The sequence below is a fragment of the Mycobacterium simiae genome (assembly GCF_008370645.1).
GTDB classification, from domain to species: domain Bacteria; phylum Actinomycetota; class Actinomycetes; order Mycobacteriales; family Mycobacteriaceae; genus Mycobacterium; species Mycobacterium simiae_A.
The window spans coordinates 1-14,291 of sequence record NZ_VTZN01000141.1 but is presented as its reverse complement, the minus strand read 5'-3'; the positions used below and the strand labels follow the sequence as shown (position 1 = coordinate 14,291).

At 64.8% G+C, this 14,291-nt stretch carries 14 protein-coding genes, 3 pseudogenes and 1 riboswitch; of the genes and pseudogenes, 9 read left to right on the top strand and 8 right to left on the bottom strand.

Going from position 1 to position 14,291, the window contains the following annotated elements:
- Positions 1-264 precede the first annotated feature (264 nt).
- The 4 genes and pseudogenes from F0Q45_RS19455 to F0Q45_RS19440 form a co-directional block, all read left to right on the top strand.
- Positions 265-579 carry a PE family protein gene (locus F0Q45_RS19455; RefSeq protein ID WP_149655494.1) on the top strand — a complete coding sequence of 105 codons (315 nt, stop codon included), beginning with the start codon at positions 265-267 and terminating at the stop codon, positions 577-579.
- Positions 576-1,784 (top strand): PPE family protein, encoded by a 1,209-nt coding sequence (locus F0Q45_RS19450; protein WP_149655493.1) that lies wholly within the window; start codon positions 576-578, stop codon positions 1,782-1,784. Before F0Q45_RS19455 ends, F0Q45_RS19450 begins: the two co-directional genes overlap by 4 nt.
- A gap of 42 nt (positions 1,785-1,826) precedes the next feature.
- Positions 1,827-2,008, top strand: a pseudogene (gene esxG, locus F0Q45_RS19445) (type VII secretion system protein EsxG); the annotation flags it as partial.
- A 37-nt stretch (positions 2,009-2,045) separates the two neighbouring features.
- Positions 2,046-2,231 (top strand): annotated as a pseudogene (locus F0Q45_RS19440) (WXG100 family type VII secretion target); the annotation flags it as partial.
- Positions 2,232-2,461: 230 nt separating this feature from the next.
- Here F0Q45_RS19440 and yhjD read toward each other — a convergent pair.
- Together yhjD and trpS are read right to left on the bottom strand one after the other, a co-directional pair.
- A pseudogene (gene yhjD, locus F0Q45_RS19435) lies at positions 2,462-3,328 on the bottom strand (inner membrane protein YhjD); the annotation flags it as partial.
- A 4-nt stretch (positions 3,329-3,332) separates the two neighbouring features.
- Positions 3,333-4,352, bottom strand: coding sequence for a tryptophan--tRNA ligase (gene trpS, locus F0Q45_RS19430; RefSeq protein WP_149655491.1), 1,020 nt, complete (start codon positions 4,350-4,352; stop codon positions 3,333-3,335).
- A gap of 170 nt (positions 4,353-4,522) precedes the next feature.
- Here trpS and F0Q45_RS19425 point away from each other — a divergent pair, with 170 nt between their 5' ends.
- Complete coding sequence (locus tag F0Q45_RS19425) at positions 4,523-5,320, top strand: alpha/beta fold hydrolase (RefSeq protein WP_262491067.1); 798 nt, start codon at positions 4,523-4,525, stop codon at positions 5,318-5,320.
- A gap of 91 nt (positions 5,321-5,411) precedes the next feature.
- Here the strand turns inward: F0Q45_RS19425 and F0Q45_RS19420 are convergent, their stop codons facing one another.
- Positions 5,412-6,659 carry an NADP-dependent isocitrate dehydrogenase gene (locus F0Q45_RS19420; protein WP_149655489.1) on the bottom strand — a complete coding sequence of 416 codons (1,248 nt, stop codon included), beginning with the start codon at positions 6,657-6,659 and terminating at the stop codon, positions 5,412-5,414.
- An 82-nt stretch (positions 6,660-6,741) separates the two neighbouring features.
- Positions 6,742-6,861, top strand: a riboswitch (SAM riboswitch).
- 38 nt (positions 6,862-6,899) lie between these two features.
- On the opposite strand from F0Q45_RS19420, the gene F0Q45_RS19415 reads away from it, so the two are divergent.
- Genes F0Q45_RS19415 through F0Q45_RS19405 form a run of 3 tightly spaced genes read left to right on the top strand, consistent with a single transcriptional unit; the run spans position 6,900 to position 10,131 of the window.
- Entirely contained in the window at positions 6,900-8,249 is a 1,350-nt protein-coding gene (locus tag F0Q45_RS19415) for a bifunctional o-acetylhomoserine/o-acetylserine sulfhydrylase (RefSeq protein WP_149655488.1), read from the top strand.
- 11 nt (positions 8,250-8,260) lie between these two features.
- Positions 8,261-9,400, top strand: a complete 1,140-nt coding sequence (gene metX, locus F0Q45_RS19410) for a homoserine O-acetyltransferase MetX (protein ID WP_149655487.1) — start codon at positions 8,261-8,263, stop codon at positions 9,398-9,400.
- Positions 9,397-10,131, top strand: coding sequence for a class I SAM-dependent methyltransferase (locus F0Q45_RS19405; RefSeq protein WP_149655495.1), 735 nt, complete (start codon positions 9,397-9,399; stop codon positions 10,129-10,131). The genes metX and F0Q45_RS19405 overlap by 4 nt, the downstream gene beginning before the upstream one ends.
- A 113-nt stretch (positions 10,132-10,244) precedes the next feature.
- On the opposite strand, the gene F0Q45_RS19400 is transcribed toward F0Q45_RS19405, so the two are convergent.
- The 3 genes from F0Q45_RS19400 to F0Q45_RS19390 all read right to left on the bottom strand — a co-directional run bounded on the left by F0Q45_RS19400 (position 10,245) and on the right by F0Q45_RS19390 (position 12,568).
- Positions 10,245-10,676, bottom strand: a complete 432-nt coding sequence (locus tag F0Q45_RS19400) for a type II toxin-antitoxin system VapC family toxin (protein WP_149655486.1) — start codon at positions 10,674-10,676, stop codon at positions 10,245-10,247.
- Complete coding sequence (locus F0Q45_RS19395) at positions 10,673-10,906, bottom strand: type II toxin-antitoxin system Phd/YefM family antitoxin (RefSeq protein ID WP_149655485.1); 234 nt, start codon at positions 10,904-10,906, stop codon at positions 10,673-10,675. Before F0Q45_RS19395 ends, F0Q45_RS19400 begins: the two co-directional genes overlap by 4 nt.
- Positions 10,907-11,125: 219 nt before the next feature.
- Complete coding sequence (locus F0Q45_RS19390) at positions 11,126-12,568, bottom strand: FAD-dependent oxidoreductase (RefSeq protein WP_149655484.1); 1,443 nt, start codon at positions 12,566-12,568, stop codon at positions 11,126-11,128.
- A gap of 161 nt (positions 12,569-12,729) precedes the next feature.
- Between F0Q45_RS19390 and F0Q45_RS19385 the strand changes: the two genes are divergently transcribed.
- Positions 12,730-13,122 (top strand): DUF732 domain-containing protein, encoded by a 393-nt coding sequence (locus F0Q45_RS19385; protein WP_149655483.1) that lies wholly within the window; start codon positions 12,730-12,732, stop codon positions 13,120-13,122.
- A 4-nt stretch (positions 13,123-13,126) separates the two neighbouring features.
- Here F0Q45_RS19385 and F0Q45_RS19380 read toward each other — a convergent pair whose 3' ends face one another.
- The gene (locus F0Q45_RS19380) at positions 13,127-13,420 is read right to left on the bottom strand and encodes a DUF3017 domain-containing protein (protein ID WP_149655482.1); all 294 of its coding nucleotides are present in this window, start codon (positions 13,418-13,420) and stop codon (positions 13,127-13,129) included.
- On the bottom strand, positions 13,417-14,262 hold the full coding sequence (locus tag F0Q45_RS19375) for a bifunctional methylenetetrahydrofolate dehydrogenase/methenyltetrahydrofolate cyclohydrolase (RefSeq protein WP_149655481.1): 846 nt from the start codon (positions 14,260-14,262) through the stop codon (positions 13,417-13,419). Before F0Q45_RS19375 ends, F0Q45_RS19380 begins: the two co-directional genes overlap by 4 nt.
- Between the last annotated feature and the right edge of the window lie 29 nt (positions 14,263-14,291).

Sequence of the window (14,291 nt, the reverse complement as noted above, 5' to 3'; positions counted from 1 at the left end):
TTCCGCCGGCTCGGCCAGGCAAGTGCCCGACGGCGGCGGACGCCACGTGATTTCCAACGGCAAGTGGCAGACGTCAGACAAGTGTCCTACACTACGGAGCCGCAGCCTTTACCCCGATTAACCGTACCGTGATGGAATCGTTGTAAACGCTGTATGTTCCGTGCGATTGCTACTTCCGGCGCATGCGCAATCGGCCCCATCGCAGTGGTCGTCCGGAACCGGGCCGCGCAGGTCGCCGCGACGAGTTGAGAAGGAGTGTCGGCCGTGACGCTGCGGGTGGTTCCTGAAGGTTTGGCGGCGGCCAGTGCAGCGGTGGAAGCGCTGACCGCCCGGTTGACTGCCGCACATGCGGCCGCAGCACCGATCATCTCTGCGGTAGTGCCACCAGCGGCTGATCCGGTGTCGCTGCAGAGCGCGGTCGGGTTTAGCGCCGTGGGCAACACCTATGCTGCGGTCGCGGCTGAGGGCCTTGAAGAACTAGGCCGTTCCGGAGCCGGTGTGGGCGAATCCGCTGTCAGTTATGCCGCCGGTGATGCCGCGGCCGCATCGACGTATGTGGTCTCGGGCGGCTTGGGATGACGACGCCCATCTGGCTTGCCGTGCCGCCGGAAGTCCATTCAGCGTTGCTGAGCGCCGGCCCGGGACCAGGTTCGCTGCTGGCGGCCGCTGCGACATGGACATCGCTGAGCGCCGAATACACTTCAGTCGCAGCAGAACTCACTATGGAGCTGGCCGCAGTGCAGGCCGGAGCGTGGCAGGGGTCTAGTGCCGAAAGCTACGTGGCCGCACACGCGCCGTACGCGGCTTGGTTGACCCAGGCCGGCGCCGATAGCGCGGTATTGGCCGCCCAGCACGAGACCGCGGCGGCGGCGTATGTCAGCGCGCTGGCGACGATGCCGACGTTGGCGGAATTAGCCGCCAACCACATCACGCACGGGGTCTTGGTCGCGACGAATTTCTTTGGGATCAACACGATCCCGATCGCACTCAATGAGGCCGACTATGCCCGGATGTGGATCCAGGCGGCGGCGACGATGAGCGATTATGAGGCCGTTGCGGGTACGGCACTGGCGTCGGCGCCACAGACCGCACCTGCGCCGGAGCTGCTCAAAGCCGGGGTTAGCGCAGCCAGCTTGCTACCTGCCGTCGCCGCCACGGTGGGTGCACTCCCGATCATTATCGAGATATTGATTCAGATCCTTCTGGTACTGCTTGAGGTGCTCTTTGCGATCGTCGCGTACGCGATCGTCATCGCGATCGTCGCACCATTTGTGATCCTCGCCTACGCGATCGTGATCGCAATCCTGGGCCTCATCGTAGGCCCTCCGCTACTGGTGATCTCAGCGCCGTTCGTACTGGCCGGCTCCCTGCTTGCGGTGCCAACCTCATTGGCGACGTCATTGCCCATTGCGTTGCCGATCGGTATCAGCCAGTACCTCGCCGAGCTGCCGACTGAGGCCGCGGAGCCTATCGATGTCGGCTCGGCAACGGCAGAGCTGGCCGATGTTGCCGCATACCCTGAAGTGGCACCGCAGTCGAGTTGGGCGCCGGATGCGCGGCCAGTTGTAGCCGTCAAGCCGAGTTCTGTGGCGTGGTCGGGGTCGGTACTGCCTTCCGATCATGGTGCTGGGCCGTTCGGCTTTGCCGGGACTGCCGGCAATGCGTTGGTTGCGCAGCCTTCCGGGATGACGGTGTTGGGTGGTCAGGAGCTCGCAGGTGCTGCGCAGGTGCCGATGCTGCCGGCTACCTGGGAGTCGAACACGCTTATGGCCCTCAGTAATTGAGCTGAAAACGAGAAACCGAAAACCTTATCGAAAGGGATCGCAATGAGTTTGCTGGACGCCCACATTCCGCAGTTGGTGGCGTCGCAGTCGGCGTTCGCCGCAAAGGCGGGTTGATGCGGCACACGATCAATCAGGCCGAGCAGTCGGCTATGTCGGCGCAAGCGTTTCACCAAGGGGAGTCCGCCGCGGCGTTTCAGGGCGCTCACGCTCCTTCTGAAGCCGCCGACGACTGATGCTGAAGAGGGCCGGAAAGGAACTGTTCAAGCCGCGCTCTCACATGCCTGGCAGGGCGACACCGGCACGACTTATCAGGCTTGGCAGGTGCAGTGGAACCAGGCCCAAGAAGATCTGGTGCAGGCCTATCAGTCAATGGCTGGCACTCACGAAGCCAACACTATGGCCATGTTGGCGCGCGACCAGGCTGAAGCGGCCAAATGGGGCGATTAGCTCAGCGACGCTCGTTGGCCATGTGGCATCCGCCCGGCGAGGCCACCAACGCCGCGCCGCCGTAACGGTCACTCCCGGCGCCGCCGAAACAATCTCGACAAAGCAAGTGCCCCCACGGCTCCGGCGGCAACCGCCGCCGCCGTCTGCCGGGCCGACAGACCCTCGGCTACCTGGATGCGCGGGCTGATGACCGCCGGCCCGGGCGGTTCAACATGCCGAGAACGCGGGTCCGCGGTGGCCGCCCACGCGGTGGCGAACAGTACCAGCAAGGCGGTGACATAGGCGAATACCATCAACCCCAGCACCGGGCCGAACGTCGCGCCTGCCGGGCTGCGCAGGACTATCCGCAGATAGATCGACGCCCCCTGCTTGAACAGCTCAAACCCGACGGCTGCCATCAAACCTGCCCGCATCGAGGTGACCAAGCTGCCCGGCTGCCGTGGCAGTCGCGCGATCATCCAGGTGAACAACAGCCACGACACCAGCAGCGAGACCAACACCGAAATCACCCGGAAGAGCACATCAAACACCGAAAATTCCGGTATTCCAAGCCATCTCAGCACCGCAGCCATCGGTCGGGTGTGACCTAACGCGGTGAGCGCGATGGTGGCCATAGTCACCACGAAGGTGCCGACCATCGCGACCAAGTCTGAGAGTTTGGTCCGCAGATAGCCATCGGGCTCGACGGGATGGGCCCACATTTCGCTCAACGCCTCCCGCAAACGTGACATCCACCCCAGACCCGCCCAGGAGGCGGTGGCCAGGCCGATAATGCCGACGGACGCACGCGCGTCGATCGCGGAGTTCATCAAGTCGACCAGCTGCTGGCCCAACGCACTCGACACCGAGGCCCGGATCCGGTTGTCGATCATGCTCATCAAGTGTGGTCGGCGGGACAACGTAAACCCGACCACGGCGAAACCAACCATCAGCAAGGGAAATAACGCGAAAATCGTGTAGTACGTCAAACCCGCGGCGAAGAAGCCGCCCCGGCGCTGGCTGAAACGCGTGTGGGCGCGCAGCGCATGGTCGAACCATCCATAGCGGGCCCGCAACCGGTCGAAGACTCCCGGTTGGGCCGGCTCAGTCGTGGTCAAACACCTACCCCCGCCGCGGAAGAAACCCTAACCGATCGTAGACCCGCCGCACGGTTTTGCTAGCGACATCGTGGGCACGCTCGGCCCCGACGCCCAGCACGGCCTCAAGTTCAGCCAAGTCGGCGGTCAGTTCGTCGACTCGCGCCTTGATCGGGTCGATGTAGTCGACCACCGCCGCGGCAGTGTCCTTCTTCAGATCGCCGTATCCTCGTCCGGCATAGCCGTCGACGAGGGTGGCGATGCTGACCCCGGTCACCGCCGACTGGATACTCAACAGGTTGGACACACCGGGTTTAGCCGCCGGATCGTAGCGAATCTCGCGTTCACTGTCGGTCACGGCCGAGCGAATCTTCTTGGCCGACAACGCCGGATCGTCGAGCAGACTGATCAGCCCGGCGTCGCTGCTGGCCGACTTGCTCATCTTCGACGTCGGGTCCTGCAGGTCGTAGATCTTGGCGGTGATCTTCGGGATGAGCACGTCGGGCACCACGAAGGTGTCCGGGAATCGGCTGTTGAACCGCTGGGCGATGTCGCGGGCCAGCTCCAAGTGCTGGCGCTGGTCTTCCCCCACCGGCACCAGATCGCTGTCGTAGGCCAGCACGTCGGCGGCCTGCAAGACCGGGTAGGTGAACAGCCCCACCGTGGTGGCCTCCGCACCTTGACGCGTCGACTTGTCCTTGAACTGAGTCATTCGCGACGCCTGACCGAAGCCGGTGAAACAGCCCAGCACCCACGCCAACTGGCTGTGGGCCGGTACGTGACTTTGCACGAAGATGGTGGCACGAGCCGGATCGATCCCCAGCGCCAGGTATTGCGCGGCGGTGATCAGGGTGCGGCGCCGCAGTGCCTCGGGATCCTGCGGCAGGGTGATCGCGTGTAAGTCGACCACGCAGAAAAATGCGTCATGCTCGTCTTGCAATGCGACCCACTGGGCGACGGCGCCCAATGCGTTCCCGAGATGCAGGGAGTCAGACGTTGGCTGCACACCGGAGAAAATCCGGCGGGATCCGATCGGGGTGCTCATGATGCCCCTGATCTTGTCACGCGGGCTCCACGCGGGCTCCGAGGCGCTGTCCAGACGCTTGCAGTACCGGCGGTATCACCTTGTAGTGTCGAAATATGCGACATCTGCTCGGTTCCTTGCGCGGAAACTCCGCTCGCGCGCCGATCCACCTCGGTGCTGGCGAGCCGGTCCTGCTGCTGCATCCCTTCTTGCTGTCTCAGGCAGTCTGGGAGAAAGTCGCCCGCCAATTGGCCGACACCGGCCAATACGAGGTGTTCGCCCCGACAATGGCCGGCCACAACGGCGGCCCGCGTGCCGGTACCTGGTTTTTGTCTTCGGCGGTGCTGGCCGATCATGTCGAGCGCCAGATGGACGAATTGGGCTGGGACACCGCCCACATTGTGGGCAACTCGCTGGGCGGCTGGGTCGCATTCGAGCTGGAGCGGCGCGGGCGGGCGCGCAGCGTCACCGGCATCGCCCCGGCCGGCGGTTGGCACCGGTGGAGCCCGGCCAAGTTCGAGGTGATCTTCAAGTTCATCCTGGGCGTCCCGCTGCTGGCATTCGCGTGGTTGTTTGGTCCGCGGGTGCTGCGGCTGCCGTTTAGCCGCCGATTGGCCACCTACGCCGTCAGCGCATCACCGGATGGGGTCAGCGACGCCGAACTGTGCGGCATCATCAATGACGTCGCGCACTGCCCCGCCTACCTGCAGCTGCTCGTCAAGGCGCTGCTGCTGCACGGCCTGCGGGAGCTGGCGGAGAACGCCGTGCCCGCGCATCTGGTGATCTGCGGGAAAGACCGCATCATCCCCTCCCCCCGGTACACCCGGCACTTCACCAACCACCTCCCCGACGACCACCGAGTCACGGTGCTCGACAACGTGGGGCACGTCCCGATGTACGAGGCGCCGGCCCGCATCGCCGAGGTGATCGCCGACTTCATCGAAGACTGCTGCCCGCATATCCGGGCCGTCGAACCCCCGGCCAGCTAGACCCGGTGGGGCGGCGTTGAGTGTGCGCTGAGGGTGACTCTGAGGGCCTGATGGCCGCCGTGTGCGCCCACGGAAAGCCCTAGACGCACACTCAAGTGGATGCCCGCTCGCTAGCCAGCCTTTTCTCTAGATTCTCGGCGATCGCGTCCAGGAACTCCTCGCTGTTTAGCCATGCCTGCTCCGGACCGATCAGGACGGCGAGGTCCTTGGTCATCTTGCCGCTCTCCACTGTCTTGATGACGACGTCTTCCAGGATCTGAGCGAATTGGATGACCCGCGGCGTGTTGTCCAGTTTGCCCCGGTGCGCCAGCCCACGAGTCCAGGCGAAAATCGAGGCGATCGGGTTGGTCGAGGTCGGTTTGCCCGCCTGGTACTGCCGATAGTGGCGGGTGACAGTGCCATGTGCGGCTTCGGCCTCGACCGTCTTGCCGTCAGCGGTCATCAGCACCGACGTCATCAGCCCCAACGAACCATAGCCCTGCGCCACGGTGTCGGACTGGACGTCGCCGTCGTAGTTCTTGCACGCCCAGACATAGCCGCCCTCCCATTTGAGGCACGCGGCGACCATGTCGTCGATCAGCCGATGTTCGTAGGTCAGCCCCTCGGCCTCGAACCGGTCCTTGAACTCCTCTTCATAGATTCGCTGGAACTCGTCTTTGAACATGCCGTCGTAGGCCTTGAGGATGGTGTTCTTGGTCGACAGATAGACCGGCCATTTGGCGTTCAGGCCGTAGGAAAACGACGCCCGCGCGAAATCCTGGATGGATCTCTTGAAGTTGTACATCCCCATTACGACGCCGCCGTCCTCGGGGATGGACACCAGCTCGTGCACGATCGGCTCGCCACCGTCAGCAGGAGCGAAGGTCAAGCTCACGGTGCCGGGCCGGTCGACCTTGAAGTTTGTGGCTCGGTACTGGTCACCAAAAGCGTGACGGCCGATGACAATTGGCTTGGTCCAGCCCGGGACCAGCCGCGGCACATTCGAGATCACGATCGGCTCGCGGAAAATGGTGCCGCCCAGAATGTTTCGGATGGTCCCGTTGGGTGACAGCCACATTTTCTTGAGGTTGAATTCGCGGACCCGGGCTTCGTCGGGGGTGATGGTGGCGCACTTGACGCCCACGCCGTGCTTCTTGATAGCGTAGGCCGCCTCGATGGTCACCTGGTCGTCGGTGCGGTCCCGGTGCTCGATGCCCAGGTCGTAATAGTCCAGGTTGACGTCGAGGTGGGGGAGAAGCAGCTTGTCTTTGATGAGCTGCCAGATGACGCGGGTCATCTCGTCGCCGTCGAGCTCTACCAGCGTGCCTTTGACCTTGATCTTGGCCGCTCGGTCGCTCATCAGGCCAGGTTACTAGCAGCGTTTGCCTGCCTACGGGGTCGCAGTTGGCATCCGGTGGCCGACATACGATAGGCTTCGAATCGGTCATGAGCGCCAGCATCAAGCCCCGGCTTGCTGGCCGGCAACCCTCCAACCGCGGTGGGGTGCCCCGGGTGATGACCAGGTTGAGTAGCCGCAGCCGGCTGCAAGGCAAGCGCGGGTCCGCCGTGACGGGCCCCTGAGCTGACAGGGAGTTGCCTCATGAGCGCAGATAACACCAGCACCGAAGCCGATCCGACCGCGCATTGGTCGTTTGAGACCAAGCAGATTCACGCCGGTCAGCGACCCGACTCGGCAACGAACGCGCGGGCTCTGCCGATTTACCAGACCACGTCGTACACCTTCGATGACACCGCGCACGCTGCCGCGTTGTTCGGCCTGGAGGTGCCGGGCAACATCTACACCCGGATCGGCAACCCCACCACCGATGTGGTCGAGCAGCGCATCGCCGCGCTCGAGGGTGGGGTGGCCGCGTTGTTCCTGTCCTCGGGTCAGGCTGCCGAAACCTTTGCCATCCTCAACCTGGCCGGTGCGGGCGATCACATCGTGTCCAGTCCCCGCCTCTACGGCGGAACCTATAACCTGTTCCACTATTCGCTGGCCAAGCTGGGCATCGAGGTCAGCTTCGTCAACGACCCTGATGACCTCGACTCGTGGCAGGCCGCGGTCCGCCCCAACACCAAGGCGTTTTTCGGCGAGACCATCTCCAACCCGCAGATCGACATCCTGGACACCCCGGGGGTGGCCGAGGTCGCCCACCGCAACGGAATACCGCTGATCGTCGACAACACCGTCGCCACGCCCTACTTGATCCAGCCGTTCACCCAGGGTGCCGACATCGTGGTGCACTCGGCCACCAAGTATTTGGGCGGCCACGGCGCCGCGATCGCGGGCGTGATCGTCGATGGCGGCACCTTCGACTGGACCCAGGGCCGCTTCCCCGGGTTCACCACGCCCGACCCCAGCTACCACGGCGTGGTGTTTGCCGAATTGGGGCCGCCGGCGTTTGCGCTCAAGGCCCGCGTGCAGCTGCTACGTGATCTCGGTTCGGCGGCTTCGCCGTTCAACGCGTTCCTGGTCGCTCAGGGGCTGGAAACGCTGAGTCTGCGGATCGAACGGCATGTCGCCAACGCCCAGCGTGTCGCGGAGTTCCTCGACGCCCGCGACGACGTGCTGTCGGTCAACTACGCCGGGCTGCCCCGCTCGCCGTGGCATGAGCGGGCAAAGAAGCTGGCGCCCAAGGGCACCGGCGCTGTCCTGTCCTTCGAGCTGGCCGGTGGCATCGAGGCAGGCAAAGCGTTTGTCAACGCGCTGCATCTGCATAGCCATGTGGCCAATATCGGTGACGTGCGCTCGCTGGTGATTCACCCGGCATCCACTACTCACGCCCAGCTGAGCCCGGCGGAACAGCTCGCCACTGGTGTCAGCCCGGGGCTGGTGCGGTTAGCCGTCGGGATCGAAGGTATCGACGATATCCTCGCCGACCTGGAGCTTGGCTTTGCCGCGGCACGCAAGTTCAGCGGTGACTCGCAGGCCGTGGCGGCCTTCTGAGGAGCGCTGACGTGACCATCTCCGACGTGCCCACCCAAACGCTGCCCGCCGAAGGTGAGATCGGCCTGGTCGACATCGGATCGCTGCGCCTGGAAAGTGGCGCGGTGATCGACGATGTTTGTATCGCGGTCCAGCGGTGGGGCCACTTGTCCCCCACCCGCGACAACGTGGTGGTGGTGCTACACGCGCTCACCGGTGATTCCCATATCACCGGTCCCGCGGGGCCGGGACACCCGACGCCGGGCTGGTGGAATGGGGTGGCCGGGCCAGGTGCACCCATCGACACCGATCGCTGGTGCGCGGTGGCGACCAATGTGTTGGGCGGTTGCCGTGGCTCGACTGGGCCCAGTTCCTTGGCGCGTGACGGCAAGCCTTGGGGGTCACGGTTTCCGACGATTACGGTGCGCGACCAAGTGCAGGCCGATATCGCCGTGCTGGCCGCGTTGGGCATCACCCAGGTCGCCGCGGTGGTTGGCGGCTCCATGGGCGGTGCCCGGGCTTTGGAATGGATTGTCGGCCACCCGGACACGGTGCGCTCGGGTTTGCTGCTGGCTGTGGGTGCGCGCGCTACCGCAGACCAAATCGGCACGCAGACAACCCAGATCGAGGCCATCAAGGCCGACCCGGATTGGCAGGGCGGGGACTACCATGACACGGACCGCAAGCCGGAGGCCGGCCTGAAGATCGCTCGCCGCTTTGCGCATCTGACCTACCGCGGTGAAACCGAGCTCGACGACCGGTTCGCCAACGACAATCAGCACGACGAGGATCCCGCCAACGGAGGCCGCTACGCGGTGCAAAGCTACCTGGAACATCAGGGCGACAAACTGTTGTCCCGATTCGACGCCGGTAGTTATGTGGCCTTGACCGAGACGCTCAATAGCCATGACGTCGGTCGTGCGCGTGGTGGAGTTGCCGCGGCGCTGCGCGGCTGCCCGGTGCCGGTTGTGGTCGGTGGTATCTCTTCCGATCGGCTCTACCCGTTGCGGTTGCAACAGGAGCTGGCCGAGCTGTTGCCCGGCTGCGCCGGGCTGCAGGTTGTCGACTCGATCTACGGACACGACGGGTTCTTGATCGAATTGGAGGCCGTGGGCGAATTGATCCGTCAAACATTGCAATTGGCTGACTATCAAGGCGCGCGTTCATGGTGACCCGGTCCAGCCAGGACCCGTCGCTGTCGTTCGGTTCGGCGGCTGCTGCTTACGAGCGGGGGCGCCCCTCTTACCCCCCCGAGGCGATCGACTGGCTGCTGCCGGCCGGTGCGCGCACCGTGCTCGATCTGGGTGCCGGTACGGGCAAGCTGACCACTCGGCTGGTGGAACGTGGGCTCGATGTCGTAGCTGTCGACCCGATTCCGGAAATGCTCGAAGTGCTGCGTACCTCGCTGCCGGAGACGCCGGCGTTGCTGGGTACCGCCGAAGAGATTCCGTTAGCAGACAACAGCGTTGACGCCGTGCTGGTCGCTCAGGCCTGGCATTGGTTTGACCCCGCGCGAGCAATTCTCGAAGTTGCGCGCGTACTGAGGCCGGGTGGACGGCTGGGTTTGGTATGGAACACCCGCGACGAACGACTCGGCTGGGTGCGCGAACTCGGCGATATTATTGGACGTGATGGCGACCCGGCGCGGGACAAAGCGACCCTGCCCGAGCCATTCACCGACGCGGAACGTTATCAAGTCGAGTGGACGAATTACCTTACACCGCAGGCACTGATCGACTTGGTCGCATCTCGCACCTACTGCATCACCTCACCGGCGAAGGTGCGCACCAAGACGCTGGAACAGGTACGCCAGTTGCTGGCTACGCACCCCGCGCTGGCGAACGCGAATGGCCTAGCGCTGCCGTACGTTACGGTGTGCGTTCGGGCAACCTTGTCAATGTGACCGGCACTACGGCACCGCGTCGTCGCTCAGTCGAGTCTACGACGCCACGCTGCACCTCTCGCCATTCTTGGTGCCGCCACGGTGTACCGCAGCGGAGCCATTGAGCAGCTGAGTTATTGCGACCTTTTCGTTCGTTGTTTGGACCTAGCTGGGCGAGTGTCGATTACAGGTGTTAGCGCATGGTCGATTACGTGCTTGTCGCTGGTGGCGATGGTGAGGTTTCGGCGCGCCGCCTGGGTGACGACCATGCGGTCGAATGCGTCTTTGTGGTCCCAGTTGAGTTGGCCGGCCATTGCTGCGTCGCTGGAGTCGATGGCCAGATGGTGGGCGTGCATGCTTGCAAGGGTTTCGGCCCAGGTGGAAAGCAGCGGGCCGCCATCAAGCCGGCCGATCCGGGTTTTGATGGCGATTTCCCAGGCTGAGGCTGCCGATACGAGAAGGTCGTTATTGTGGTCGGCCAGTTGTTCGCGAACCGACGATGGGATGCGGTCAGACGCTGAGACCAGCCATAGCAAGATGTGAGTGTCGAGCAGGATTGCGGTCACGGCGTCTGCTCCCAGCCCGCGAGCTCGGAGTCGGGCAGTGGATCGTCGAAATCCTCTGGTACCGCCATGTTGGGGAGCTGCCCGAAGGTGCGCGGTTGGGATTGTGCGGGTGACAACACGGCAACAGGCCGGCCATGGTTGGTGATTGTTACTGATGCACCGGTTCTTTCGACTTCGGCGAGCAGTGCATTCAGCCGCACCTTGGCCTCGGTGCTCGTTACAATCTTCACCAGCCAGATGCCTCCGTGCGCGGCTCGCCGGCGTCGCGCTCGACCTCGACCGGTTCGCACCACCAGGTTGTCGCCGCGGCGGCCAGATCTCGCGGCACGCTGTCGAGTATCTCACCGACGCTATGGGTACGGCGTCAGCGTGTGCCGTGGGCTCCAGTAGGCGACCCGGCGCGGCTGGCGGTACGGCAAGGCAGTCGCAGCCGACGCCCAGACAACAGATCAGAAGCTCAACCCGGAGAACATCAACCGGTCGGGGTCGTAGCGCTGCCGAACCGCAGTCAGCCGCGTCAAGTTTGAGCCGAAGTAGCGTGACGCAGCGGTATTGGGTTCCAGGTAGTTGACGTAACCACCCACGGAAAACTGTTGCACCGCTTGGTGTGCGGTGGCCACCCAGGTGCTGGCGGTAGACGCCTGTCCGCTAGCCGGAGTTTCCACATACCACTGCGCAACGGCAGACTGGCGACGCCACGGGAAGGCCGAACCGGCCGGATCGACGTCACCCACCGCGCCACTGAGGGTGTCGACGATCACCGACGCCCGCCCGGAGGCCGGAGCCCACTTTCCGATTCCGGCGACAATAGCTTGTGCAGCAGCAGAATTTACTGCTGCGATAACGTCGGCTCCGGCCACGAAGCTGCGGGGTTCACTCGTCGAGCTGCCGCCGGCCAGATACCTCACCAGGTCCATGTGACTCAGCGTCTTGTGTTCGACTCCGTTGGGCTGCACACCAACTGCGGATTTGATCGCGTCAGCCACCCGGGGGCCCGATCCTGCCGGGCACGTCGCTAGCACGTGGCAGTTGGCCTGATTCCCGCCGACCGACATGTCGACCAGGCCCCAGGTGTTGCGGTCGGCGGCGGCCAGCCACGTCTGCCACCCGGTAAGCACCTGAGCCGCCGACGATGGCGAGAAGTCGACGCGTACCACGTCGGAGTCGGCGGTGGCAAACGTCGCGAAGGTCATCGCCGTTGTCACCCCGAAGTTGCCACCCCCGCCGCCGCGCAGCGCCCAGAACAAGTCCGGATTCTGCTCGGCGGATGCGGTGACCGTTTCGCCACTGGGCAACACGACCGTCGCCGATATCAGCGCGTCACACGTCAGGCCGGCGTGGCGGGAATCGGCCCCCATTCCACCGCCGAGGGTCAAACCCCCCACACCGACGGTCGGGCAGCTGCCGGTGGGAATCGCGCGGCCCACGCTGGCCAGCGCCTGGTGTACCGCATACAGATCGGTCCCGGCCGGCATCGTGACGTTTCCCGTAGCGCTGTCGTACTGGACCCCGCCCGTCAAACCGCGCAGGTCGATCACCATGGCCCCGGTTGCCGCCGACGCACCGGTGTAGGAATGCCCGCCACCGCGCGGAGCGATCTTGAGCTGATTGGCGGCCGCGAACGCGACGGCCTTCTCGACGTCGGCCTGCGACGTGACGGTCACCACTGCCGCGGGATTGGAGGTGTTGTAGCGGGAGTTGAACACCTGCTTGCCGGAGCTAAAGGCGCCGCCGCTGTCCGGCAGCAGCACCCGGCCACCGATGGACGAGGCCAGCCCAGTCCAGCCGCCCCCCGGATCGGCGCCGGCACGCACCGGCCCGAACACGGCTGAGGTCGCCAACGCTCCCACGGCACCGCGTAGAAACGCCTGGCGAGAAATCATGGGCCGCATTGTTAAACAGCGACACGGCGATCAGGTGGGTGCGCCCGGACCCGGTAGTAAACCTTTACACCGTCGTGTTCCCGATGTGACAACGATGCAGAAAGGTTCGTAAGGTCGCTGGAGCGCTCTTGGCAGATCCTGGTGCGTTCAGAAACGGATAGGGAGCAGACATGAAGGCTTGGCATCATCAGCCACTGACGATTCGTCTGCTGGCGGCGTCCGCGGGCCTGCTCACGGCGGCCGCGGCATTGGCGGCACCGGCAGAGGCCGGCGCCCTTGATGACGCGTTCATCAACGCGCTCAACCAGGCCGGAGTCAACTACGGCGACGCGGGGAACGCCGTGACACTGGGCCAGTCGGTCTGCCCGGTCCTGGCCCAGCCGGGTGGGTCGTTCAACACCGCGGCGGCCACCGTCGTCGGCGGCACCAGCGGCATGTCTCAACAGATGGCCGAAACCTTCACCAGCATCGCAATTTCGATGTACTGCCCTCAGGTGATGGCCGATGTCGCAAATGGCAACCTGTCGGCTCTGCAACAGATCCCGGGCATGCCGGCGTTCTAGCGGCTCAGCGGGTGCCTAAGGGGTCGATCGTCGACGCGATGTAGATCATCGCGGCCCCGACAATAGCCATGGTCACAAAGTCGGTTCCCTTGCTGCGCACCACCAGCAGACCGGACCGGTCGTCGGACAACACCAACCGCAGCGCGGCCGCCACACCCACACCGATGCCGATTAACAGCGCACCGCGGCGCCAGAAACTGGCGCCTACCAGTACGACGGCCATGATGAAGACCAGCCAGACCAGCAGGATCGGCCATTGGGCGCGAAACGCACGCGCGAGAAAAGCCCGGGCCGTCATCGCCGCGCGGCCAGCTCGACGACGTTGGTCAGGAGGAACGCCCTGGTCAGCGGCCCGACACCGCCCGGATTCGGTGACACATGCCCAGCGATCTCCCACACATCGGGGTGCACATCTCCCACCAGGCCATGCTCGGCGCGGCTGACGCCGACGTCGATCACTGCGGCGCCGGGACGCACCATGTCGGCGGTTAACATGTGCGGCACGCCGACGGCAGCAACGATGATGTCGGCCTGCCGGGTCAGCGCGGGCAGGTCGCGAGTGCCGGTGTGGCACAACGTCACCGTGGCGTTCTCCGAACGACGGGTGAGCAACAAGCCCAGCGGGCGCCCCACTGTCACTCCGCGGCCGATGACGACCACGTGCGCCCCGCTGATCTCGACGTCGTAGCGCCGCAGCAGGTGGACGATGCCCCGAGGTGTGCAGGGCAGCGACGCCGGAGTATTGAGGACCAGCCGACCCAGGTTGGTCGGATGCAGCCCATCTGCGTCCTTGGCCGGGTCGATGCGCTCGAGTGCCGCGTTCTCGTCCAGATGCTTCGGCAGCGGCAACTGCACGATGTAACCGGTGCACTCTGGGTTGGCGTTCAGCTCGTCGATCGTCGCGTTCAGGGTGTCGGTGGTGATGTCTGCGGGCAGGTCGCGACGAATCGACGTGATGCCCACCTTGGCGCAGTCGGCGTGCTTGCCGCGCACGTAGGCCTGCGATCCGGGGTCCGCACCGACCAGGATGGTGCCCAGCCCTGGGGTGCGGGCCGACGCGGTTAGTGTTGCCACCCGTTCCTTCAGCTCGACGAAGATCTCGTCCCGGGTGGCCTTGCCGTCCAGCGTGATTGCGCCCACGACAGACAGTCTGGCACGTCCGCCGCGGC